The following is a 22,376-nucleotide window of genomic DNA, read 5'->3' on the forward strand; positions in this document are numbered from 1 at the left end:
AGTGAACCTCAATACCTATAAATACTTCAACGAAGTCGCCGCCACGGGATCGATCAGGCGGGCGGCAGATCGACTGCACGTTGCGCCTTCGGCTATTAGTCGACAGATCGCGCTACTGGAACATACGCTCGGCGTAATGTTGCTAGAACGCACCAATACCGGCATCCGCTTAACCCCTGCAGGCATGACGCTCGAGCGCTTCACGCGCAAGATGTGCCGCGACCTCGACCGCATTCATGAGTCGATCAAAAACTTAAAAGGGCTGCGCGAAGGTGAGGTGAAAATATGGGTAATTGAAGCGGTGGTGCAGGCGATTTTGCCGCGCATCATGACCAGCTTTAATGAAAACTATCCGGCCATTCAGTTCTCGATTAACAGCGAATCGTCTGACCGCACCATCGAAGCGATTATCCGTGACGAAATCGATATTGGCATCGTGTTTAACATGGGCGACCGCCCCGGAATAGAAGTCATAAAGCGCTGTCCTGCACCAATTCAGTGCCTGGTTTCTCCCCAGCATCCGCTGGCTCAACATCAATCCCTCAGTCTTGAAGATATTTGCGGCTATCCGGTGGCGCTGCCAGTGTCCAGCTTCGGCATGCGGCAAACCTTCGACAAAGTCACACGCAGCCTACATCTCAACCCGCAATCGATTGTGAACACCAATAATCTTGAACTCACCAAAGCAATGGCGATAGCCGGGCGCACCTTAACCATTGGGCCGAAACAAATCGCTGCACGTGAAATAGATCAGCACATGTTGATTGCCATACCGATTGATAACGAGGCGATGGAATCGGCCAATATTGAGATCTGCGTGCATCGCGACCGCACGCTCTCCTTTGCCGCGCACCAGTTTCTCAAACATGTGTGCCGGGAATTTAATTGATGTGCTTCGTAGGGTCGCCATTCATGGCGACCTGATGAATACGCCACCCTTTATCGCGTGCTAAAACCGGCAACGCGGTGTGCTGCATTCGATATTACAGCTAGCGGAAACGCGCGTGGTACTTATTAGTCATCGCTGCATACAGGCAAAAATCCATTTAGGGGGAAAACGATGCCGAGCATCATGACTAACGGAATTCGCACCCATTACGACATCGCGGGACGTGGTCCGGCCATCATTTTCGTCTCCGGTCTCGGCGGTACTGCCGCCTACTGGCAGCCGCAGGTCAATGCCTTCGCGGAAGATTTTACCGTGGTGACCTACGATCAACGCGGCGCGGGGCAATCCGACCATCCTGCTGGCCCGTACAGCATAGAAACATTGGTGGATGATCTGCAGGCACTGATTGCCGGGCTGGCGTTGGACCGCCCGATTTTAGTAGGGCACTCCACCGGCGGTGCCATCGGCCAGATTCTGGCGGCGCGCCATCCGCAACTGCTGGCGGGCATGGTGCAGTACGCCAGCTGGGCCAAATCCGATATGCATTTTAACTGGTGCTTCCGCATGCGCCGTGCGCTGCTGATTGGCAGCACGCTGGAGGAGTATGTACACGGCAGCGCGCTGTTTCTCTATCCGCCAGAACATATCAAAGCCAACGCCGACACTTTATCGCCCGCGCTGCTCGCCTCCGCCACGCGCTTTCCGGCACGCGATGTGGTGCTGAGCCGCATCGACGCGATTATGGCGCATGATGCCAGCGCTGCACTGCCAAAAATCCAGACGCCAACGCTGGTGATGTGCGCGCAAGACGACATCCTCACGCCGCCGTATCAATCGCGGCTGCTGGCCGAAAACATCCCCGGCGCACAGCTGAAAATCGTGCCGCAGGGCGGCCACAGTTTTTCGGAAACCGAAACGCCGCTGTTTAACCAAATTACCCGCGACTTTATGACGAGCCTGCACTCGCCAGCGAACTGAATCGAGGAATCTGACATGACTGACAAGAAGAATGTTGAGTTCGGCGTATTTTTGCCGGTCGGCAACGGCGGCTGGATCACCTCGACCACCAGCCCGCAGCTGCCCGCAACCTACGACTACAACAAACAGGTGGCGATCCTCGCGGAGCAACTTGGATTTGACTTCGCTCTGTCGATGGCGAAGTGGCGCGGCTACGGCGGCCCATCGCAGCATTGGGACGTGACGCTGGAAAGCCTGACCACCATGGCCGGTATCGCCGAAGCCACTAGCCGCATCGGCGTGTGGGGCACGGTTCACACCATGGTGTTTCATCCAGCGGTAGTGGCAAAAATGAGTGCGGTGCTGGACCAAATCTCTAAAGGCCGTTTTGGCCTGAATATCGTGTCAGGCTCCAATCCCAGCGATCAGGGGCAAATGGGCTTGTGGATGGATCTCGATCACGCCGAGCGTTACGAACTGGCCGCCGAGTGGCTGACGGTGCTGAAACGTTTGTGGACCGAAGATCGCGTTGACCACAAAGGCAAGCACTACGAGCTGATCGACTGTATGTCGAACCCGAAACCGGCCGCGCCGCCGCCGATTATCTGTGCGGGCGCGTCGGATCGTGGCTTCTTATTCACCATGGATCACTGCTCCGGCAGCTTTATGCTCGGTTCGGACCATGACGACTTCATTAAAACCGGGCTGCGTGCCAAAGAGCTGGCCGCGCAGCAGGGCAAACCGGATTTCAAAACCTACGGCTTGTTCACCATCGTACCGGGCGCGACCGATGCCGAAGCACATGAGCGCGTGGCGGTGTATGACGCGGGCGTTGACACCATCGCGCTGGATAACCAGACGCGCGAATACTCCGGCGACAAGAGCTTTAAGCAGAACACCATGGCGCAGCGCTTTGTTTCGCAGGGCGAGCAGCGTAACTCAATGACGCGCGCCGCATTGGTGGGATCGCCAGAAACCATCGGCACCAAGCTGGCTGCCATTATCAAAGGCGCGCAGCTGGATGGCGTAACGGTGATTGTGCCGGACTTTATTGACGATCTGCGCATCGTCGGTACCGAGGTGCTCGAAGTGCTGGAGCAGCACGGCGTCAACACCAACGCGCGTGCCTACCAAAACACGTAGGGTCGCCATTTATGGCGACCACCATAACGATAAATCCACCTTTTCCGCGATGCGGATTGCCAGGAGTCGAATGATGAAAATGAAGATAATGTTGGCTGTTGCGGTAGCGGCTGCGATCGGTTGCAGCGCGGTGGTTCAGGCAGATGACAGCAAACCGCGCGTCGCGGCGCTGTTCACCCAAACCGTCACTCAAGGTTCCTGGGATATGGCGGGATATGCCGCCTTCAAATCGATGGCCAGTAAAGAGGGTTTTACGCCGAGCTATCTCGAACACACCACCTACGAAGCTGCGCCTTCGGTATTGCGCCAGCTGGCGGCAGACGGCGTGAAGCTGATCATCGCGCACTCATCCGGTTACTCAGCAGCGATCAAAGAAGTCGCGCCATCATTCCCTAACACCCAGTTTGTGCTCTACTCCTACGAAGGTTCCACCAACAATTTGCCGAACTATTCGGCGTGGTCGGTGGATTGGGATGAGTACGGCTTTGTGCTCGGCGCATTGGCGGCATCGGCAAGTAAAAGCGGCCATATTGCGGTGATCAGCGGCGAACCGATTCCCTCGGCGGAGCGCACCGTGCAGTTCATCAAAAAAGGGGCCGCCTACGTCAACCCAAAAGTGGTGGTGGATTCTGCCTATGTCGGCTCGTTCACCGACGTGGCGCGCGCCAAAGAGATTGCGACCGGAGCGATTGCGCGCGGTGCGGATTTCGTCATTCCATCAGCCGATACCGCTGACGCCGGTATTCAGCAGGCCGCCGATGAAGAGGGCGTGCTGACCATCGGTTCCTACACCGATCAAGCCAAATCCTTCCCCAATTCGATCATGACCTCAACGGTGATGAACTTTGATAAATCCTACGCCGATATCGGCAAGCATTACGCCGAACATCGGTTAGGCAATCGCATCATCACCGAAAACCTGAAAACCAACGGCTGGACGCTATCAACGCCGTTTGCTCACGTCGATAAAGCCGTGCAGGACAAGGTGTTTAAGGTGATGGACGACATCAAGTCCGGCAAGGTCAGGATTGAGGACTAACGTCATGTCCAGTCCGCTCATCGAACTCGATCACGTCTCGAAGTGCTATCCCAATGGCTTCCAGGCGCTGGAAAAAGTGTGTCTGTCGCTGTTCCCCGGAGAGATTCACGCGCTGCTGGGTGAGAACGGAGCGGGCAAATCTACATTAATGAACATTCTGTATGGCGTGCATGAGCCGAGTGAAGGCGGCGTGTTGATGAATGGTCGGCAGGTGATTCACCGGCGACCGGCCGATGCCATCGCTAACGGCATTGGCATGGTGCATCAGCATTTCAAACTGGTGACGCCATTTAGCGTGGCAGAGAATCTGGCGCTGGTGGCACGCGGCGAGCGGCGCAAAGCCTTTCGTCGCCACGCCGATATCCGCGCCTTTATGCAGCATTATGGCGTTGATCTGGATCCGGCGGCGATGGTCGGTCACTTGCCGCTGGCGTTGCAGCAGCGGGTGGAGATCCTTAAAGCGCTGGTTAATGACACGCGCGTGCTGCTGCTGGATGAGCCGTCCACTATTTTGACGCCCGCTGAAATCACCGCGCTCTACGCCACGCTGCGCCGCATCTGTGCCAGCGGCACGGCGGTGGCGGTGGTAACGCATAACGTCGATGAAGTGCTGGCGAATGCCGATCGTTACACCATTCTGCGCCGCGGCAAAACCAACGGCAGCGGATTAACGCACAGCTGCACGCCGGATGAGCTGGTGGAGCGCATTGTTGGTCGCACCGTCAGCAGCGGCACGCGGCTCGGCCAGCACCGCAGCGGCGGCGAAGAGCAGATGCGCCTAAGCAACATTCAGCTGCGGCCTGGCAGCGGTTCACCCGGTTTGCACGACATTAACCTCACGCTGGCGGCGCGCGAAGTGGTTGGCGTGGCGGGCGTGGAAGGCAACGGACAGAGCGAACTGTTCGCCATTCTGGCGGGTGAACTGCAACCGGAAGGCGGCGAAGTGGTGCGTGCCAGTGACAACGTCACGTTAGCGCTGGTGCCGCAGGATCGCCATCACGAAGGTTTGTCACTTGATCTGCCGGTATCACACAACTTGCTCTATCCCGAGATTATGCGAGGCGCGTATCGCCGCGCTGGATTACTCGATCACAAAGCGATTGCCACGCGCGCCGTGGAGATGATCGCGCAGTCGGAGATTCGCACTCATTCTCACGCCAGCCCGGCGCGTTCGCTGTCTGGCGGCAATCAGCAAAAGATCGTGGTGGCACGCGCGCTGGCGCAGGACGCGTCGATTATCGTGGTGTATCAACCGACGCGCGGCCTGGATATGGCGGCGGCAGAAGCGGTGCTGATGCGCCTTGCCGAGGCGGCAGATGCCGGCACCACGGTGATTATCATCTCTTCGAACATTGAAGAGTTAATTCGCGTTTCGGATCGCATCGTGGTGATGAACGGCGGCAGGATTACCGGTGCCGTAGCGGGAGATGAGATGAATATTGAACGAATTGGCACCCTGATGACGTCGGGGCGCGGTGCGCTGCTCGCAGGAGGTTTGCATGTCTGATTCCGTTACTACGCTGGCGCAAACCAGCGCCTCGTTGCGCCGCGTGCTGGCACAGCTCAGCGCGTCGCGATCGTTGTGGATCACGCTCAGCGCTTTTGTCGGTTCGCTGATCATTGGCTTAGCGCTGATTGCGGCCATGGGCGTGCCGATGCGAGCGGCAATGTCCACTGCGTTTGACGGCGCATTCGGCACACTGCGCGCGCTGTCCGATACGCTGGTGTTTATGACGCCGCGCCTGCTGGTGGCGCTGGGCGCGCTGATCGCTATTCGTGGCGGCATGTTTAATCTCGGCGGCGAAGGGCAACTGCAGATGGGCGCGATTGGCGCGATGCTGCCGTTTCTCGCCTTTGGTAATGTCGGCGCGGCGCTGCTGCCGCTGTCGATCCTCAGCGGGGCGCTGTGCGGTGCGTGCTGGGGAGCGATTCCGGCGCTGCTGAAAGTGTGGCGCGGCATCGATGAAATTATTGTCACGCTGATGATGAATTTTATCGCCATCTACCTGCTGAAATATCTGGTGCAAGGTCCAATGCGACCGGCCAACTCCAACTTCAATATGTCGGCGCAGTTGCCCGCCGATGGTGTGTTCCAGCAGGTAATTGAAGGCACACGTTTGCATGCCGGCGTGTTCCTCGCGCTGCTGATCGCGCTGGCGGTGTGGGTGATGCTCAACCACAGCGCTTTCGGCCTGAAACTGCGCGCCAGCGGGCAAAGTCCGCGCTTTGTGCGCTTACAGGGACAATCCGCCGCCAAAACCGTGCTCTCCAGCATGGCGATCTCCGGTGCGGTTAGCGGTCTTGCCGGCACCTTTGAAGTGCTTGGCGTGCAATATCGCTTGATTGATGGTTTTTCGTCGGGCCTTGGCTTTGAAGGACTAGCGGTGTCATTTCTGGCCGGATTGCAGCCGTTTGGCGCAGTGATCGTCTCGCTCTACTTCGGTGCCATCAATAGCGCCGCGCTGGCGCTGCAAACCACCTTTTCGATTCCTGCTGCGCTCGCTGATGTGCTCGGCGGCATGCCGATTCTGATTCTGGCGGTGCTAAGCGGCGTGATGCTGGTGAAAGGGAGGCCGGTATGGAATTCAACACTGTAACCCTGGCGCTCTTCCTGGCGGGCGGATTGCGGCTGTGCGTGCCGGTGCTATTGGCGGCGTTGGGTGAAACCGTTTCCGAACGCGCGGGCGTGTTCACCATTGGGCTGGAAGGCTTGATGCTGTTTGGCGCATCGGCTTCGGCACTGGGACTGACGTTGACCGGCTCGCCGGTGCTGGCATTGGGTGCGGGCATGTTGGGCGGATTGCTGGCTGCGTTGCTGCTGGCATTAGGCACGGTACTGGCACGCGCCAACCAGATCGTGATGGGCATCGGCTTCAATCTTTTTGCGATTGGCGCGACCTCGCTGATTCGCCAGCTGTGTCTGAGCGGTGCGCCTGCCGCCGGATCGATGCGCTCGGTTTCGATGCTTAAGTTGCCGGGCTTATCCGATTTGCCAGTGGTGGGGCGTGCGCTGTTTTCCCAGAGCCCGGTGTTCTATCTGGCGGTGGTGATCGCCATTGCGCTGTGGTGTCTGCTGCGTTTTACCCGCGCCGGATTGATGCTGCGTGCGGTGGGTGAAAACGCCTTAGCGGCCGATGCCGCCGGGCATTCTGTGCTGCGCATTCGCTTTAGCGCCACGCTGTTCACCGGACTGATGGCGGGCTTGGGCGGCGCGTACCTGTGCATCGTGGCATCTGGCGGCACCTTCGTCGACAACATGACCGCCGGGCGCGGCTATCTGTCCATTGCCATCACCATTTTTGCCCGCTGGATGCCGCTGCGCGTACTGATCGTCGCCATCGTGTTGGGTCTGCTCGAGGCCTTACAGTTCCAGGGACAATATCTCGGCGTGGATATCGCGCCGTCGCTGCTAATGGCGATGCCGTTTGTGGTGGCGCTGATTGCCTGGATCATGATGGGCAAAGCCGGCGCGGCACCGGGAGATTTAGGCCGACCTTTCTTACGTAATTCAGGGCGTTAATCTTTTAATTTTTCAGGAGAAACAGATGAATCAGGCAATCAATCCCGCAGGTTGGATCATCGGTAAAACCGCAACCGGCCTCAATCACCTCAATTGGGGTGTTAAAGCGGGCAATCATGTGTATGTCGCGGGAATGTTATCGACCGATCCGGTGGATGGCAGCATCGTTGGCATCGGCGATATTGAAGTACAGACGCGCCGCGTGCTCGACAGCATCAAAGTGGTGCTGGAAGCGGCGGGCAGCAGCATGGATCACGCAGTGATGAACCAGATCTTCCTGCGCGATCTCGACGATTACCATAAATTCAACGAAATCTACGTCACCTATTTCCCCGCGCTGCTGCCCGCTCGTTTTTGCGTAAAGCTGGAGATGGTGCGCCCCGAGTTTCTGGTGGAAATCGCCACCACGGCAGTGATTCCAGCGTAACGCCGTAGGGTCGCCATTCATGCCGACCGCTACAAAGTAATAATGAGGAAATTAACATGCAATACCGATATCTCGGACGCAGCGGGCTAAAGGTGTCCGAAATCTGCCTCGGCACCATGATGTTTGGCGGTGCCACCGACGAAGAAACGTCGCGCCGCATTATTGCCGATGCGCGTGACAGCGGCGTCAACTTCATCGACACCGCCGATATGTACAACAAAGGCGAATCCGAGCGCGTGGTGGGGCGAGCGATTGCCACAGATCGTGATAACTGGGTGCTGGCAACCAAAGTCGGTAACCCGATGGGCGAAGGCCCGAATCAGCGCGGCATGTCGCGCAAATGGATTCGCGAAGCGGTGCACGGATCGCTGACGCGTCTCGGCACCGATTACATTGACGTGCTTTACATGCACAAAGCCGATTTCAACGCGCCGCTGGAAGAGATGGTACTGGCGTTTGCCGATCTGATTCGCGAAGGCAAAATCGGTTACTTCGCGGTCTCCAACTTCAAAGCGTGGCGTCTGGCGGAAACCGTACGCCTGGCGCGCGAAGCGGGCATTGCCGGACCGGTTGCCACGCAGCCGCTGTATAACCTCGCTAACCGTGAAGCCGAGGTGGAGATTCTGCCATCGGCAGCCTATTTCGGCGCAGGCGCGGTGTGTTACAGCCCGCTGGCGCGCGGCATCCTGACGGGAAAATATCGCGTGGGTGCCGCACCCGACAGCGACAGCCGCGCCGGGCGTGCCGATCCGCGCATGATTGAAGCGGAATGGCGTCCGGAATCACTTAAAGTAGCAAGTGAACTGGCGGCTTACGCAGAACGCAGCGGACGTCAGCCCGCGCACGTGGCGCAGATGTGGGTGATGCGCAATCAGTTGGTGACCAGCACGCTGGTGGGGCCGCGCACTTTTGAGCAGTGGCGCGACGGCATTGCCGCGCTCGATTGTCCGTGGTCAGCGGAAGACGAAGCGTTCTGCGATCGGCTGGTTTCGCCAGGTAAAGGTTCCAGCCTTGGGCCGGTTGATCCGCACCATCCTGTTGAAGGGCGAATTGTGCGAGAGCGTACGTTATGACTGAAAACCCCATTATCCTTGCCGATGCCTATCGTGGCGGCATGCGCCAACTGGCGGCGGGCGTGTGTCTGATTACTGCCAGCTATCAGGGACAACCCGGCGGAATGATCGCCACGGCGGTAACGTCAGTGAGCGCTGAACCGCCGACTTTGCTGGTGTGCGTGAATCGCAGCGCATCCCTGTTTGCCATGATTGCCGAAAGCGGACGCTTTTGCGTTAACCTGTTATCCGCTGATGCGCAGGCGTTAGTAGATGTGTTCAGCAATTCCGCCCGCCGCGATGAGCGGTTTCAATACGGTGAATGGCTGATGGCGGCCAACGGCGCGCCGCTGTGTGCGGAAGCGTTGGTGTCGTTTGAGTGCAGTCTGGCGAAAACCGTGGATTGGCATACGCACGCGATTTTTCTCGGCGAAGTGACTGCGGTGTTGCATCCACGGAGTGATGCGGCACCAATGGTATATCACGATCGGGGATTTTATCAGTTGGTGTAGCGTGGTCGCCATAAATGGCGACCCTACGAATGATTGGCGTATTTCGTAGGATGCGCATTCATGCACACCTGGAATTCACAGCGGCATCATAATCACTACATCAATCTCCAGCAGCAGCTCCGGCTCAGCCAGCGCGGCGATTTGAAACAGCGTGCTGGCGGGTAATTCCAGACCGGCGAAAAACTGCTGACGTACCGGGTGAATTTCCGCCACCAGTGCTAAATCCGTCACATAAGTGGTAGTGCGTACAATCCAGTCGCGCTGCGCGCCCAATCCTTCCAGTAAGCGGTCGATATTGGCATAAACCTGCTCGACCTGTTGCTTCATATCGCCAACACCTACCACATCACCATTTTCATCCCACGCCACCTGGCCAGTAGGAAACACCGGCGTGCCCGGACGAATTTTTACGTGATTGTAGTAGCTGCGCGCCTTCAAGCCAGCGGGATTTATAATGCTCATCATGCTCCTTAATTGTGGGTAATATCAGGCCAACAAGATTTAAAGCTAACATCGACGCGAGGAAGCGCGTAATCGTATTTCGGCTACACGGTGTTGCGGATATGGCAACGCGGTTTTACAAACGGCTTAATGATTTCATTGTGAAATAAACATTTATCGCTATCTATATGCTAATTATGAATTTCATCCTTTTAATCCGATCTTGTATGGTACTTGAAAGGGTTTCAACCCCTTGCATTATAAGAATTAATTATTGCTATTTACTTTTTCACCTCGGGTAAATCATGCTTAATATTAAATCTCTCTTATCGGTAGTTATTCTATCGTCTGCATTATTAACGGCATCCGTTTATGCGCAGGAAGAGGCGGGTATTGCGGCTAAATTTAATTTTCAGGTGAAACCTGATGCAAAATCACAGTCTTTATTACCGCAAGAGATCATTCAGAAAGGTTATGTGATTGCCGGAACCAATCCTAATACACCGCCCACCACTTTTTTCCTGGAAGATAATAAAACTTTATCCGGTCGCGACGTTGATATCATGAATGCGATTGGTCAGCGGCTGGGTTTGAAAGTCATCTGGAAGGATACCGGCGGCTTCGACAACATTATTCCAGGCTTAAAGACTGGTCGCTTTGATGCAGTACTTTCTAATATTCGACCGAGCCAAAAGCGTTTTGCACAAATCGACTTCGTTAGTTATTTCGACAGTTCACGTCAGGCGGTGATTTCGCGGAAAGATAAAAATGTGCCGCCGTTTACCCGCTTAACCGCACTTTGCGGTGAAACCATCGGCGCGGGCGTCGGCACGGCGCAGATTGAGTTTCTTAATGAAGCCAGCAAAACCTGCGTCAGTGAAAATAAACCGGCGATCAAAGTTGCAGTGTTCCCGAGCCGGCCTGATGGCGTAGTTGCGGTATTAAGCGGCAGAACATCGTTTTATTACGGCCCGTGGGAAGGTTTAGCGTATCAGGCCGCGCAGCTGAAAAATCTGGCAATTTCCGGTGAAATCAGCGTGCATGAACCACCAATGTCGATTGGATTACCGAAGGGATCGCCAATAGAGAAGGCGGTTCAGGCGGCGTTGAACTCGTTAATTCAGGATGGCACTTACCAAAAAATCCTCGATCACTGGTTCATCGGTTACGGTGCGGTGAAAGAAGCCAAACTTAATGAAGACGTGTTCGCTAAATAGTCATAGGAAAAGGTATGAGCGGATTTCGCATCGTTGACAGAACGCGCAAAGCCAGTGCGCAGCAGATTGCGGCCTATCAGGATTTGCCGGTGGCGAATATCAGCGATGCCATGCAGCGCTTGACGGCGGGTGGGTCCAATCTGCGGCCTTATCACGCCGGTGGCTACATGGCGGGTACCGCGCTCACGGTTAAGTGTCGGCCCGGCGATAATTTGCTGGTGCATTACGCGATAAATATCGCTGAACCCGGCGATGTGATTGTGGTGGATGCCGGTGGTGATGTGACCAACGCGATTGTCGGCGAGCTGATGCTGACCTATGCGGCTAAGAAGCGCATCGCTGGCGTGGTGATTAACGGCGCGGTGCGCGACAGCCTGAGTATTCGCAACCACGCTTTGCCGGTGTATGCGGCGGGCGTCACCCATCGCGGGCCTTATAAAGACGGCCCCGGCGAAGTGAATGTGCCGATTTCGTTAAATGGCATGGTGATTGAAGCAGGTGATCTTATCGTCGGTGATGATGATGGCGTGCTGTGCGTGCCTTTTGATCACATTGATGAGATTCACGAGTTGGCCAGCGCGCGCCACAGCGGTGAAATCGCCAAACTGCAGGCCATCGCCGAAGGGCGCAATAAACGCGATTGGGTCGAGAAGAAATTGCGCGAGTTGGGCTGCGAGTTTCCATCGTAGGGCGATATTAATAGTAATCTGTATCTTTAAAGGGCCGCTTTCATTTCCACAAATAAACCACGCACAGATGTATCCACATAATTGAGATAACTTTCAACTAAAAGGGTCCTTGCTAATGTGGCTGAGTCAATGAAACGACTCATTTGAGCATTAAATTCGCGGCTCCTGATAATATCCGGAAGCTGTCTGATCGCATGCTCAACTAAACCGGAGTAATTAATCACACCATAATCTTTGATTTTTGACGTGACGAGTTCAGGAACGAGCTTCGCTCCACGTGTGATCAACCAAGCCAGATCCCAAATATCACGATGACGAATTTTCACCGAGTCTGCAGTCACAGCTCTTCCTAGGTTATCGAGTAATGAAGTAGGGAAGGCCAATACTTTATCTGCCAGGATTTCATCAAGGGTTTCCGCCTTAACCAACACGACCGGCATTCCGACTAAAAATCATAGTTGATTCTAAGCGCGACTAATTCGCGGGTGTAGGCAGGAATATTGGCGATTTCTAATTTTATTTTCTGGCGTGGCATGGCGGGATTTTCTGGGGCGGTTTCAATCGAGATCCACCATTTTTCCACGCGAACGTGATTTATAGCGTCTTGTCCCACTATAGCGGGCTTATTGTTTACCACGACATTAAGCCCAAATCGCTCGCCGATTCGCTTCTCAACACAGGTTTTAATTTTTTGCATGCTATCTGCTGAGAAGTCGCTACCACCAGCAAAGTCGAGGTACTCGCTAAAACGATCTGATCCTCTACACAGTCTTAGTGATGTTCCTCCCTGAAATACAATGTCTTTTAGCAATCCTTCAGCATCAAGCGCTTGAAAAATTTCATAATGAAGCAATTCCTTTTCAACGACCGGACGCATCTTTGACAGTGAGGCATTAGCCATCGCTAAATCGACGAGTTGATTAAAATCGGTTTTATCAATGATCATGCAATTTCCCCTTCCTGGTATGCTTGCATAGCATCTTCTTCCACCATATTGGTGTTTCGTCCTACGCGTAACAGATCACGAATTGCTGCACTTTGGGTTGCGATGCGTAAAGGGCGACCTTTAGCGACCAGGGTATTTTTGACAATTTGCGCAACGTTACGTTTGGTATGGGTGAATTCAATGGTGCCAAAAGGCGTATCAATTAAACCACTCGCACCGGTGGTCATTAATGTCATGCGATTGATAGGAATTTGAGAAATTACCCCATATTCCGACAACGCAGATTCAAGGCTCACATAAGACATGCTTCCCGGACGAAGTGCTTTAGCAATTTCTTCCATCATCCAGCGGTTTCTGGATGAAGCGTTCGGATTCACATACAGGCCACGCGCGACTCGCTGCAGCAACTTATCATCGACCATCCGCTTCAATGATTGCTCCATCGATTTGTCGGATTCAAGTGGGAAGAGCTTCGCAAGATCCTTTTTTGGCAGCACATAAATGCCTTTACGGTCCATCTCGGCGAGCTTACTGATTAGCTCAAGTCTTTTCATAAGTTAAACCTAACCCCTCATTTTTAATGGGTTCGCATTAACATAAGAGTAGGGAGTGGAATAGAGTGAGTCAAGATAAGTTACTTTCAACCCCTCAAAAATGAGGGGTTAGAGGCGACTTAATGCCTGGCGACCAAAATCATTAGCCATGCACGTGCTGCGTGCGCCGATCCTTCACCGTGACATACAAAAACGCCAGCACGAACAGCGCCGCGTAGATCACCACAATGGTTGGACCCGGCGCGCTATCGAGGAAGAACGAGGCGTACACACCGCTGAAACCTGTCACCACCGCAATGCCAATCGCCAGTAACATTACCTGCACGAAACGTCGTGCCAGCAGCAAAGCGATAGCGCCAGGCGCAATCAGCATTGAAATCGATAGAATCACGCCCACCGATTTCAGCGCAGCGACGATGGTTAACGAGATTAAACACAGCAAGCCGTAATGCATCAGTTTGCCGTTGATGCCGCAGGCGCGCGCCTGATTGGGATCGAACGCGTGCAGCAGTAAATCTCGCCATTTGATGCCAATCAGCAGGCTAACAATCAGCGCGATAGATGATGTCTGGATAATATCCGCCAGGCTGATGCCCAACATATCGCCGAACAAGATGTGGTCGAGATGCACTTCGGGCTGCAATTTCAGATACAGCACCAAACCGGCGCCAAACATGCCGGAGAAGACGATGCCCATTACCGTATCGGGTTTGATGCGGCTGTTCTCACTGATGTAGCCGGTAGCGACGGCGCACACCATCCCAGCGACAAACGCGCCGATGGCGTACGGCAAACCAATCAGCCAGGCGATCACCACGCCAGGAAATACCGCGTGGCTCATCGCATCACCGAGCAATGACCAACCTTTCAGCACCAGAAACGCCGACAGCATCGCGCACGGCAGCGACAGTACCAAGGTGGTGATCAGCGCCATGTTCATAAATTCGAACTGGAACGGACTCAACAATAATTCAGCCATTTACGCCGTCCTCCATGGTCTGACGCGCACGGCGGCGCGAAGCCAGCACGCCATGTTTTGGCGCGAAAACAAAGGCCACTAAAAATACCAGCGTTTGCGCGACCACAATCACGCCGCCGGTCGCGCCATCGAGGAAGTAGCTGCTCCATGCGCCGAGGAAACTGGTGACGCTGCCGATGGTCACGGCGATCAGCAACAGGCGCGGAAAACGATCGGTCAACAGATAGGCGGTGGCGCCGGGCGTCACCACCAGACAAATCACCATAAACGCGCCGACGGTTTGCAGCGCAGCGACGGTGGACGCCGAGAGCAGGGCAAAGAACAGGATCTTCAGTCGCAGCGTATTCAAACCGAGCGAGCGCGCGTGGCTCTCGTCGAAGAAGGTCACCATCAGGTCTTTCCACTTCAGCAGCAGAATGGTCAGGGTGATAAAGCCAATCGCGCCGAGCTGCCAGATATCAGCAGGCGCGACCGACAAAATATTGCCCAGCACAATGGTTTGAATATTCACCGACGTGGGATTGAGTGAAACCAGAAACAGGCCGATGCCGAAAAACGACGAGAAGATCAGGCCGATAATGGCATCTTCTTTTAAGCGTGTGCGCTGATTGAGAAACAGCATGCTGCCCGCCGCCAGCCCGCCGGAGAGAAACGCGCCGAGGGAAAAGGGCAGTCCGAGCATGTACGCGCCCGCCACGCCGGGCACAATTGAGTGCGACAGCGCATCACCGATCAGTGACCAGCCTTTCAGCATCAGGAAGCATGAGAGAAAGGCGCAAATCGCGCCGACCAGCGCTGCGATCCACATCGCATTCAGCATGTATTGATAGCCAAACGGTTCAATAATCCACGACATGGTTCGCTCCCCGGTCAGGATTTTTGTCTTTCATCAGCTGCATTAACACCGCGTTACGCTCATGCAGCGCGCCATCAAAGGTCTGCGCCAGATTATCGGCGGTGAAGGTGTCATGCAGCAGGCCGCTCGCCAGCACGGTATTTTTTACCAGCACGCAGCGATCGCAGAAATCAGGGATGGCGTTGAGATCGTGAGTGGAAACCAGCATGGTGCGGCCTTCGTCGCGCAGCTCTTTTAGCAGGGCGATGATCGCGGCTTCGGTTTTGACGTCCACGCCGGTAAACGGCTCATCCAGCAGGATAATCTGACCACTTTGTGCCAGCGCGCGTGCCAGAAAAACGCGTTTTTTCTGCCCCCCCGACAGCTCGCCAATCTGCCGGTGGCGATAAGCGCTCATGCCCACGCGCTCCAGCGCTTGATCAACGCTAAGTTTATCGGCGGCACGCGGAATACGCAGCATGCCCATATAGCCGTAACGGCCCATCATCACCACATCTTCCACCAGCACCGGGAAGCTCCAGTCCACTTCCTCGGACTGCGGGACATAGGAAACGATGTTGTGTTTGAGGGCCTTATTGGCCGGTAAACCCGCTAGCGTTACCGCGCCCGAGGAGAGCGGCACAAATCCCATGATCGCTTTGAACAGTGTGGATTTACCGGAGCCGTTGACGCCAATCAACGCGGTGATGCTGCCAGCGGGCACGCTAAAAGAGGCTTTACGCAGCGCCGTGTGGCCGTTGCGGTAGGTAACACCCACATTCTCGACGATTAATCCTGCGGCTGGGTTCATTTCTGACTTCCTTCTGTGATGCCTTTCACCACGGTTTCGGTGGTGACGCGCAGCAGATCCAGATAGGTCGGCACCGGGCCATCGCTGTTGCTCAGCGAATCGACGTACAACACGCCACCGTAATGAATGCCGGCTTCACGCGCCACTTGCTGAGCGGGTTTGGCAGAGATGGTGCTTTCACTAAAGATGGCAGGAATTTGATGATCGCGCACCGCATCGATCACCTTGCGCACCTGCTGCGGGGTGCCTTGCTGATCGGCGTTAATCGGCCATAAATAGAGCTCTTTCAGACCGAAATCGCGCGCCAGATAAGAGAAGGCACCTTCACTGGTCACCAGCCAGCGTTTATCGGCGGGAAGCTTGTCGACAGCGGCACGCATCGGCGCGATGGTTTGCTGAATCTGTGCTTTGTAACGCTCAGCGTTGGCCTGATAAATTGCGGCATTGGCGGGATCGTATTTCTGCAGCGCGTTGCGGATGTTATCGACGTAGATCAGCGCGTTATCCGGCGACATCCACGCATGCGGATTCGGTTTACCGTTGTACGGACCTTCAGTAATGCCCATCGGCTCAATGCCTTGCGTTACGGTGACCTGCGGTACATCGTTAAGACGCTGGTAAAACCGGCTGAACCACAGTTCCAGATTAAAGCCGTTTACCAAAATCAGATTGGCGCCCTGCGCGCGACGAATATCGCCTGGCGTGGGTTGGTATTCGTGGATTTCTGCGCCGGTTTTGGTAATCGACGTCACGTCCGCCGCATCGCCCGCGACGTTTTTCGCCATATCGGCGATCACCGTAAAGGTAGTGACCACTTTGAGTTTTTCAGCCGCTGACGCGGTAAATGCGATGAGTGACAACAGAACGGCAATCGCAGGCAAAAGGCGTTGAGTGAACATGATCATCTCCAGAGTAATATAGCCAATGCTATAATATATAGCTGATGCTATCTATATGAGTCATTTTTGTTCACAACGCCAGTGTAAAGACAAAAATTTACGAAAGGGTCAAGTGTCATAAAGACGGAATTAAACGGCATTTCCCCTAAAACATTAAATATGGTTACATCAACAAAAAGCGGACAGGATTTAAGACGATGCGCATCAAAATCAATGCAGTAGCAGACAGTGAACGCTTTCCCGAATCCGTTGATGTGATTGTGATTGGCGGCGGCATCATTGGCACGTCAGTGAGTTACGAACTGGCAAAGCAGGGCGTTTCCGTGGCGCTGTTTGAGAAGGGCGTGATCGGCGGCGAGCAATCCGGCCGCAACTGGGGCTGGGTTCGCCAGCAAAACCGCGACCTGTACGAATTGCCGATGGCGATGCGCAGTTTGCAGCGCTGGGACGAGTTGAGCAGTGAAATTGGCCTCGATCTCGGCTTCTCGCGGCAGGGCATTACTTACGGCACGCAGAGCGAAAGCGATCTGGCGCGCTGGGAAGCGTGGGGCAAGCAGGCGCAGCAACTGGGTTTCGTCAGCCATTTGATGACCGCACAAGAGACGCGCGAGCGCATCGGCAATAATGCGCCGTGGATTGGCGGCGTGTGGTCGCCCAGCGATGGTCGCGCAGAGCCGTCGCTGGCAGCACCGGCGATGGCGACTGGCGCGAAAAATCTCGGCGCATCAATCCAGCAAAACTGCGCGGTGCGCGGCCTCGATGTATCTGGCGGACGCGTCACCGGCGTCTGGACCGAGCGCGGCCTGGTGAAAGCTAACCGTGTAATCTGCTGCGGCGGCGCGTGGAGTTCGCGCTTCTGCAAGCAATATGGCATTGAACTGCCGAGCGCCAATATCCTGGGCACCGCGTTCAAAACCACGGCGGCGCCTGAAGTGATCAAAGGCTGTCTCAGCACCGGCGGGTTGTGTATTCGCCGTCGTCAGGATGGCAGCTACACCGTGGCGCTCGCCGGACGCGGGCAGATTGATCTCGCGCCGCAAAATATCCGTTACGCCACCAGGTTCTATGCGATGTATCGCAGCAAGATCGCTAAGAAGCTCAAGGTGCGCATCAACGGCTCGTTCTTCAACGGCCCGGAAGCCGCCGGTTCGTGGTCCAATCAAAGCGAGTCGCCGTTCGAGAAGATCCGCACCCTCGATCCGGCAGCGGATAACGGCATTGTGCAGGAAGCGATGCAGGCGCTGGTGCAGCTCTATCCGGAGTTGAACGGCATTAAGGTGGATTACGCGTGGGGCGGGTGGATCGATACCACGCCGGATTTGGTGCCGGTGATTGATAAGATGACGAGCATACCGGGTTTGTTTATCGCCTCCGGCTTCAGCGGCCACGGTTTTGGTATTGGGCCAGGCGCAGGCTTGTTGTGCGCGCAGATGGTCAATAACAAACCGCTGTTCACTGATGTGAAGCCGTACAGCCTGGCGCGGTTCGCCAAAGGTCAGGCGATCCGTGAACCGCAGATGATGTGAGGGTGGGCCGGTGCGCGTTGTTGCACACCGGCCGAACATTACACATCCAACCGATGAATCACGTTCACAAACTCATGTACGCCGCTGTTAATTTCTCGCAGGCTGCGTGACAACACGCTGATTTTATCCTGCTCGGTCACCACAAACTGCTTGACCTCATTAAGCTGCTGCTCCATCTGCGCAATCAGGCTGGCGTTGTGTTCCACCACTTGCGTGATCTGCTTCGTCGCGCTGGAGGTGGACGCCGCCAAACGTCGCACTTCGCCCGCCACCACGCTGAATCCGCGTCCTGCTTCACCGGCGCGCGCAGACTCAATTGCCGCATTCAGCGCCAGAATATTGGTTTGCGAGGCAATCAGGTTGATGGTCTCGACCACTTCGCTAATGCTTTTCGCCGAGGCGTTGAGCTCGCCCCCGATCGCCGTTGCTGCATTAACCTGCAGCGCCACCAACCCTGAATTGCGGATGGTTTCGTCCAGCACCTCGTTGGCGTTGTCGGTAATTTGTGACGTTTCTTCTGAGGTCGTCAGCGCGATGTCGGCCACGCGCTTGGCGGCTTCCACGCGCGCGGTGATATCTGAGGCGATTTTGATCACCTTGTACACCTTGCCATCGGCGTCATAAACCGGGTTGTAGCTGGCCTCAAGCCAGATGCGTTCGCCGCCGGCGGTTTTGCGTTCGAAGCGGCCGACAAAGTGCTGGCCTTTGGCCATCTTGCGCCAGAAGTCGGGATTTTCACTATAGAAGTTATCGAAGCAGAACATGCGATGATGCTGCCCTACAACCGCAGCCAGCTCATATCCCATGTGCTTGAGGAAGTTATTGTTGGCCGTGAGGATTTGTCCGTCCGGCGTGAACTCAATCACCGCCATGGAGAGATCCAGCGCGGTGATCACCGCTTCTTTATGCTCCAGCTCCTGATGACGTTCTGTGATATCCGATGCCACCTTGATCACTTTGTAAACCTGGCCTTTGTCATCGCTCACCGGGAAGTAGGTGGCGCTGAGATAGAAACGCTGACCTAGCTTATTGAAGCGCTCAAAAATGCCGGTCACCGATTCGCCAGACGCCAGCGTTTGCCAGAAGGCGAGATAGCGCGAGGATTGGCTGTGTTGCGGGCTGCAGAAGAGGCGGTGATGCTTCCCCTGAATCTCATTTAACTGGTAGCCGGTGGTGGCAAGGAAGAGGTGATTGGCGGTGAGAATCTCGCCGTTAGGCGTAAATTCAATCCATGCCACATGCTGTTTGATCGCATTGATATCTTTAGCCACATCGCCACTTTTATAAAACGGCAAAGAAAGACTCGACTTTTTCACACCAAACATGGGAAGCCTCAGGTGATTATTGTGCTGTTGAACGTAATGCGTGCAGTGCAAAATTGGTCACGCTCAACATGCGTCACCTATGCTGCCCGCAGATTCCCCTTCGCCGTACACTTAAGTGTCTCTGTGCGCCGCAGCGCCGCACGGGGTATGTAATTAACCTACCTGATGTTTTCAAATGTAGCGCTCAGAGCGTACTCGCACTCCGCAACACTAGTTATCGGCGGCCTTATTTAAAGGTTTAATTTAAATGCATGTAAAAGGGCTGTTAATAAACTTGAGTTTATTTGCCGCTGCAAACTGGCATAACGCCCCCTTCCTGACTAAATAGTTAAACGTCCTTGATATTTTCTTAACGCATTCCTGATGCGATGTTGCGGGTTCGCTTGATGCGCGGACCTTACCTTTTGCCGGTCAGACGCTGCATCTCTGGCCCATCACGGAGTTGATGATGAACAACCACAAATCTGCGCTTTCTGCCGTCGCCATCGCCACACTCACTGCGTTGTTGACGCCCGCACCTGCGCTGGCATGGGACAGTCTGACCGTGTTTGGCGATAGCCTGAGTGATAGCGGCAACGTAGGCCGCTTTACCTTCGACGGTGCACAACATCCTTTATATGATGAGATTCTTGCCGCGCATTTGGGGGAGGATTTACAGCGCTCAACGTTAGGCGGCAGCAATTATGCGCAGGGTGGCGCAGTTTCGGTACCCAAGCTCGATCCTGATTTAAACACCCAGGACCAACTGGCGGGTTATCTCGCTTCAACCGGCGGTCGCGCGGATAGCAACGGTTTGTATATTCATTGGGTCGGTGCCAATGACATCGCCGTTGCCGTCACCAATCCCTTAACCGCCAGTGAAACCATCAGCAACAGCGCCAATCAATCGGTTGCGCAAATTAAAACCCTGCTGGATGCCGGCGCGGGCGCGGTGATTGTGCCCACCGTGCCGCAGCTCGGCTCAACGCCCTATATGATTCAAACCGTGCTGCGCGTGCTGGGAAGTGAAGCCACACCAGCGATGGTGGCGGCGTTTCAGTCACTGGATGGCGTGACCACACCAGATAAAGCCGCGCGACAGCAAGCGGTGCAGGATGCCTTCACGCAAGCGGCAGGCGAAGTTTCGTCGGTTCCAGCGGTGCGTGACGCGCTAGCGCAACAGCTTTATAACGCATGGCAGGAGCTGAGCGAGCAAGTCACGGCGCTCTCCGACGGTTATAACCAGCAGGAAGAAGCGGGGCTGGCGACCTTGAATGGCAATATTGTGCGCGTGGATATCGCCGGGCTGTTCGATGAAGTGATCGCCAATCCTACCCAATATGGCTTAACCAACACCATCGGCATCGCTTGTCCGATTGGCACCTCAGCGGATGAGTGTCAATCCAGCACGCCGGGCTTCTCCACGGCGCAGGATTATCTGTTTGCCGATCGTCTGCACCCGAGCCCAGCGGTGCACGCGATGATTGCCGATTACATCCAGTCGATTCTGGATGCGCCAGCGCAGGTGGCGGCGTTATCACAATCGCCACTGATGATGGCGCGTGATACGCAAAACACGCTGGATGGACATTTGCAGCAGCAGCGTCAACAGCCCGCCAGCGCCGGAAAGTTCACGGTATTTGGCGGCTATGCCGGGCAACATGTCGATTATCAGGGCGACAGCTGGAGCGACGGAAATGCCAACACCACCAACTTAACGCTGGGTATCGGCTATCAGATCACCGACAACTGGCAAACGGGTGTGCTGTTCTCCAACACCAATCAGCGCCAGGAACCTTCGTCGAACTACGACTACAAACTGCGCGGCAATCTGGTAGCGCTTTACAGCCAGCTGACGGTGTTCGATCAGGGCTGGATTAACGCCGATCTGCATTATGCCGATCTCGATTTCGACAGCATCGAGCGTGATATCCACATCGGCCCGGCCAAACGTACCGAGCAGGGTAGCACCAGCGGTAAATTGCTCGGCATGCGCGTGCAGACTGGCTGGACGCTGCCAATTACTGAAAATCTCAGCACCGGGCCGGTTGCCAGTTACGCGCTGGATTACGGTCGCGTCGGCGGCTATAGCGAGAACAGCGACAGCAGTACCGCAATGCGCTACTCCGATCAAACCACCCATTCACAGATTGGCTCAGTGGGTTGGCGCATCGACAGCAAACAGTGGGTGGTTAATCCCTGGGCACAGGTGAGCTACAACCATCAGTTTGGCGATACCGATTCCACGGTGCGTACCGGGTTGAAATCAACGCGTACTTCGTTTGAACGCAGCGTCGAGGCGCGCGATAAAAACTGGCTGGATCTGTCGCTGGGTGCCAACGTGCCGCTCGGCGAAACGGTGAATGCGTTTGCCGGGGTTTCAACCGTCGGTGGGAATAGCGATTACCATCAGGTGACCTGGAATGTCGGTGTGAACGCCACGTTCTAAGCATGCAGGCCAGTAACTGTTAGTTGCTGGCCTGTTAATTTATAACGATCAAAAATGCTTTCTCTGCTTAGCAATCAACCTTGTAATTCCGCGTAACCTCTCCTGTTTCGTGCCATGTAAATAAAGAAGTTGTCTGCGATTAATCTGTAAATCGCCTCGCTGCCGCTACGCTTTTTTCCATTAATCA

The 22,376-nt window shown here is 55.3% G+C and carries 23 protein-coding genes; 14 read left to right on the forward strand and 9 right to left on the reverse strand.

Annotated elements, in window-relative coordinates:
* Position 1 precedes the first annotated feature (1 nt).
* The 10 genes from MWH02_RS08765 (at position 2) to MWH02_RS08810 (ending at position 9,539) form a co-directional block, all read left to right on the forward strand.
* Positions 2 to 889, forward strand: a complete 888-nt coding sequence (locus MWH02_RS08765) for a LysR family transcriptional regulator (protein ID WP_271460367.1) — start codon at positions 2 to 4, stop codon at positions 887 to 889.
* Between the two features lie 183 nt (positions 890 to 1,072).
* Complete coding sequence (locus MWH02_RS08770; RefSeq protein WP_271460368.1) at positions 1,073 to 1,867, forward strand: alpha/beta fold hydrolase; 795 nt, start codon at positions 1,073 to 1,075, stop codon at positions 1,865 to 1,867.
* A gap of 15 nt (positions 1,868 to 1,882) precedes the next feature.
* Complete coding sequence (locus MWH02_RS08775) at positions 1,883 to 2,989, forward strand: LLM class flavin-dependent oxidoreductase (RefSeq protein WP_271460369.1); 1,107 nt, start codon at positions 1,883 to 1,885, stop codon at positions 2,987 to 2,989.
* Between the two features lie 73 nt (positions 2,990 to 3,062).
* The gene (locus MWH02_RS08780) at positions 3,063 to 4,028 is read left to right on the forward strand and encodes a BMP family protein (protein ID WP_271460370.1); all 966 of its coding nucleotides are present in this window, start codon (positions 3,063 to 3,065) and stop codon (positions 4,026 to 4,028) included.
* A gap of 4 nt (positions 4,029 to 4,032) precedes the next feature.
* Positions 4,033 to 5,535, forward strand: coding sequence for an ABC transporter ATP-binding protein (locus tag MWH02_RS08785; RefSeq protein WP_271460371.1), 1,503 nt, complete (start codon positions 4,033 to 4,035; stop codon positions 5,533 to 5,535).
* Positions 5,528 to 6,625: an ABC transporter permease gene (locus MWH02_RS08790; RefSeq protein ID WP_271460372.1), complete on the forward strand. Its 1,098-nt coding sequence runs from the start codon at positions 5,528 to 5,530 to the stop codon at positions 6,623 to 6,625. Before MWH02_RS08785 ends, MWH02_RS08790 begins: the two co-directional genes overlap by 8 nt.
* Entirely contained in the window at positions 6,607 to 7,548 is a 942-nt protein-coding gene (locus tag MWH02_RS08795) for an ABC transporter permease (protein ID WP_271460373.1), read from the forward strand. The genes MWH02_RS08790 and MWH02_RS08795 overlap by 19 nt, the downstream gene beginning before the upstream one ends.
* Before the next feature lie 25 nt (positions 7,549 to 7,573).
* On the forward strand, positions 7,574 to 7,975 hold the full coding sequence (locus MWH02_RS08800; RefSeq protein ID WP_271460374.1) for a Rid family hydrolase: 402 nt from the start codon (positions 7,574 to 7,576) through the stop codon (positions 7,973 to 7,975).
* A 56-nt stretch (positions 7,976 to 8,031) separates the two neighbouring features.
* Positions 8,032 to 9,048 (forward strand): aldo/keto reductase, encoded by a 1,017-nt coding sequence (locus tag MWH02_RS08805; protein WP_271460375.1) that lies wholly within the window; start codon positions 8,032 to 8,034, stop codon positions 9,046 to 9,048.
* Complete coding sequence (locus tag MWH02_RS08810; protein WP_271460376.1) at positions 9,045 to 9,539, forward strand: flavin reductase family protein; 495 nt, start codon at positions 9,045 to 9,047, stop codon at positions 9,537 to 9,539. The genes MWH02_RS08805 and MWH02_RS08810 overlap by 4 nt, the downstream gene beginning before the upstream one ends.
* 75 nt (positions 9,540 to 9,614) lie before the next feature.
* On the opposite strand, the gene MWH02_RS08815 is transcribed toward MWH02_RS08810, so the two are convergent.
* Positions 9,615 to 10,004 (reverse strand): RidA family protein, encoded by a 390-nt coding sequence (locus tag MWH02_RS08815; protein ID WP_271460377.1) that lies wholly within the window; start codon positions 10,002 to 10,004, stop codon positions 9,615 to 9,617.
* A gap of 281 nt (positions 10,005 to 10,285) precedes the next feature.
* Between MWH02_RS08815 and MWH02_RS08820 the strand changes: the two genes are divergently transcribed.
* Together MWH02_RS08820 and MWH02_RS08825 are read left to right on the forward strand one after the other, a co-directional pair.
* Positions 10,286 to 11,197, forward strand: a complete 912-nt coding sequence (locus tag MWH02_RS08820; protein ID WP_271460378.1) for an ABC transporter substrate-binding protein — start codon at positions 10,286 to 10,288, stop codon at positions 11,195 to 11,197.
* 14 nt (positions 11,198 to 11,211) lie between these two features.
* Positions 11,212 to 11,886, forward strand: a complete 675-nt coding sequence (locus tag MWH02_RS08825) for an RraA family protein (protein ID WP_271460379.1) — start codon at positions 11,212 to 11,214, stop codon at positions 11,884 to 11,886.
* 26 nt (positions 11,887 to 11,912) lie between these two features.
* Here the strand turns inward: MWH02_RS08825 and MWH02_RS08830 are convergent, their stop codons facing one another.
* The 7 genes from MWH02_RS08830 to MWH02_RS08860 all read right to left on the reverse strand — a co-directional run bounded on the left by MWH02_RS08830 (position 11,913) and on the right by MWH02_RS08860 (position 16,910).
* On the reverse strand, positions 11,913 to 12,317 hold the full coding sequence (locus MWH02_RS08830) for a nucleotidyl transferase AbiEii/AbiGii toxin family protein (protein WP_271460380.1): 405 nt from the start codon (positions 12,315 to 12,317) through the stop codon (positions 11,913 to 11,915).
* Between the two features lie 14 nt (positions 12,318 to 12,331).
* Positions 12,332 to 12,832, reverse strand: coding sequence for a nucleotidyl transferase AbiEii/AbiGii toxin family protein (locus MWH02_RS08835; protein ID WP_271460381.1), 501 nt, complete (start codon positions 12,830 to 12,832; stop codon positions 12,332 to 12,334).
* Complete coding sequence (gene abiEi, locus MWH02_RS08840) at positions 12,829 to 13,386, reverse strand: type IV toxin-antitoxin system AbiEi family antitoxin (protein WP_271460382.1); 558 nt, start codon at positions 13,384 to 13,386, stop codon at positions 12,829 to 12,831. The genes MWH02_RS08835 and abiEi overlap by 4 nt, the downstream gene beginning before the upstream one ends.
* Before the next feature lie 142 nt (positions 13,387 to 13,528).
* Positions 13,529 to 14,365 carry a metal ABC transporter permease gene (locus tag MWH02_RS08845; protein WP_271460383.1) on the reverse strand — a complete coding sequence of 279 codons (837 nt, stop codon included), beginning with the start codon at positions 14,363 to 14,365 and terminating at the stop codon, positions 13,529 to 13,531.
* Entirely contained in the window at positions 14,358 to 15,221 is an 864-nt protein-coding gene (gene sitC / locus MWH02_RS08850) for an iron/manganese ABC transporter permease subunit SitC (protein ID WP_101761431.1), read from the reverse strand. The genes MWH02_RS08845 and sitC overlap by 8 nt, the downstream gene beginning before the upstream one ends.
* Positions 15,205 to 16,011: a manganese/iron ABC transporter ATP-binding protein gene (locus MWH02_RS08855; protein ID WP_192234966.1), complete on the reverse strand. Its 807-nt coding sequence runs from the start codon at positions 16,009 to 16,011 to the stop codon at positions 15,205 to 15,207. Before MWH02_RS08855 ends, sitC begins: the two co-directional genes overlap by 17 nt.
* A complete protein-coding gene (locus MWH02_RS08860) occupies positions 16,008 to 16,910 on the reverse strand; it encodes a metal ABC transporter substrate-binding protein (protein WP_271460384.1) in 903 nt (300 codons plus the stop codon). Before MWH02_RS08860 ends, MWH02_RS08855 begins: the two co-directional genes overlap by 4 nt.
* A 197-nt stretch (positions 16,911 to 17,107) precedes the next feature.
* On the opposite strand from MWH02_RS08860, the gene MWH02_RS08865 reads away from it, so the two are divergent.
* Complete coding sequence (locus tag MWH02_RS08865; RefSeq protein ID WP_271460385.1) at positions 17,108 to 18,436, forward strand: NAD(P)/FAD-dependent oxidoreductase; 1,329 nt, start codon at positions 17,108 to 17,110, stop codon at positions 18,434 to 18,436.
* A gap of 38 nt (positions 18,437 to 18,474) precedes the next feature.
* On the opposite strand, the gene MWH02_RS08870 is transcribed toward MWH02_RS08865, so the two are convergent.
* Entirely contained in the window at positions 18,475 to 19,761 is a 1,287-nt protein-coding gene (locus MWH02_RS08870) for a methyl-accepting chemotaxis protein (RefSeq protein WP_101761435.1), read from the reverse strand.
* A 448-nt stretch (positions 19,762 to 20,209) separates the two neighbouring features.
* Between MWH02_RS08870 and MWH02_RS08875 the strand changes: the two genes are divergently transcribed.
* Complete coding sequence (locus tag MWH02_RS08875; protein WP_271460621.1) at positions 20,210 to 22,189, forward strand: autotransporter outer membrane beta-barrel domain-containing protein; 1,980 nt, start codon at positions 20,210 to 20,212, stop codon at positions 22,187 to 22,189.
* Positions 22,190 to 22,376 lie beyond the last annotated feature (187 nt).

It is taken from the genome of Pantoea leporis (assembly GCF_028048155.1).
GTDB lineage: Bacteria > Pseudomonadota > Gammaproteobacteria > Enterobacterales > Enterobacteriaceae > Pantoea > Pantoea leporis.

Coding starts and splice junctions, on each gene's coding strand:
- MWH02_RS08770 (WP_271460368.1), top strand. CDS start 1,073: ATGACTAACGGAATTCGCACCCATTACGACATCGCGGGACGTGGTCCG.
- MWH02_RS08775 (WP_271460369.1), top strand. CDS start 1,883: ATGACTGACAAGAAGAATGTTGAGTTCGGCGTATTTTTGCCGGTCGGC.
- MWH02_RS08780 (WP_271460370.1), top strand. CDS start 3,063: ATGAAAATGAAGATAATGTTGGCTGTTGCGGTAGCGGCTGCGATCGGT.
- MWH02_RS08785 (WP_271460371.1), top strand. CDS start 4,033: ATGTCCAGTCCGCTCATCGAACTCGATCACGTCTCGAAGTGCTATCCC.
- MWH02_RS08790 (WP_271460372.1), top strand. CDS start 5,528: ATGTCTGATTCCGTTACTACGCTGGCGCAAACCAGCGCCTCGTTGCGC.
- MWH02_RS08795 (WP_271460373.1), top strand. CDS start 6,607: ATGGAATTCAACACTGTAACCCTGGCGCTCTTCCTGGCGGGCGGATTG.
- MWH02_RS08800 (WP_271460374.1), top strand. CDS start 7,574: ATGAATCAGGCAATCAATCCCGCAGGTTGGATCATCGGTAAAACCGCA.
- MWH02_RS08805 (WP_271460375.1), top strand. CDS start 8,032: ATGCAATACCGATATCTCGGACGCAGCGGGCTAAAGGTGTCCGAAATC.
- MWH02_RS08810 (WP_271460376.1), top strand. CDS start 9,045: ATGACTGAAAACCCCATTATCCTTGCCGATGCCTATCGTGGCGGCATG.
- MWH02_RS08815 (WP_271460377.1), bottom strand. CDS start 10,004: ATGATGAGCATTATAAATCCCGCTGGCTTGAAGGCGCGCAGCTACTAC.
- MWH02_RS08820 (WP_271460378.1), top strand. CDS start 10,286: ATGCTTAATATTAAATCTCTCTTATCGGTAGTTATTCTATCGTCTGCA.
- MWH02_RS08825 (WP_271460379.1), top strand. CDS start 11,212: ATGAGCGGATTTCGCATCGTTGACAGAACGCGCAAAGCCAGTGCGCAG.
- MWH02_RS08835 (WP_271460381.1), bottom strand. CDS start 12,832: ATGATCATTGATAAAACCGATTTTAATCAACTCGTCGATTTAGCGATG.
- abiEi (WP_271460382.1), bottom strand. CDS start 13,386: ATGAAAAGACTTGAGCTAATCAGTAAGCTCGCCGAGATGGACCGTAAA.
- MWH02_RS08845 (WP_271460383.1), bottom strand. CDS start 14,365: ATGGCTGAATTATTGTTGAGTCCGTTCCAGTTCGAATTTATGAACATG.
- sitC (WP_101761431.1), bottom strand. CDS start 15,221: ATGTCGTGGATTATTGAACCGTTTGGCTATCAATACATGCTGAATGCG.
- MWH02_RS08855 (WP_192234966.1), bottom strand. CDS start 16,011: ATGAACCCAGCCGCAGGATTAATCGTCGAGAATGTGGGTGTTACCTAC.
- MWH02_RS08860 (WP_271460384.1), bottom strand. CDS start 16,910: ATGTTCACTCAACGCCTTTTGCCTGCGATTGCCGTTCTGTTGTCACTC.
- MWH02_RS08865 (WP_271460385.1), top strand. CDS start 17,108: ATGCGCATCAAAATCAATGCAGTAGCAGACAGTGAACGCTTTCCCGAA.
- MWH02_RS08870 (WP_101761435.1), bottom strand. CDS start 19,761: ATGTTTGGTGTGAAAAAGTCGAGTCTTTCTTTGCCGTTTTATAAAAGT.
- MWH02_RS08875 (WP_271460621.1), top strand. CDS start 20,210: ATGAACAACCACAAATCTGCGCTTTCTGCCGTCGCCATCGCCACACTC.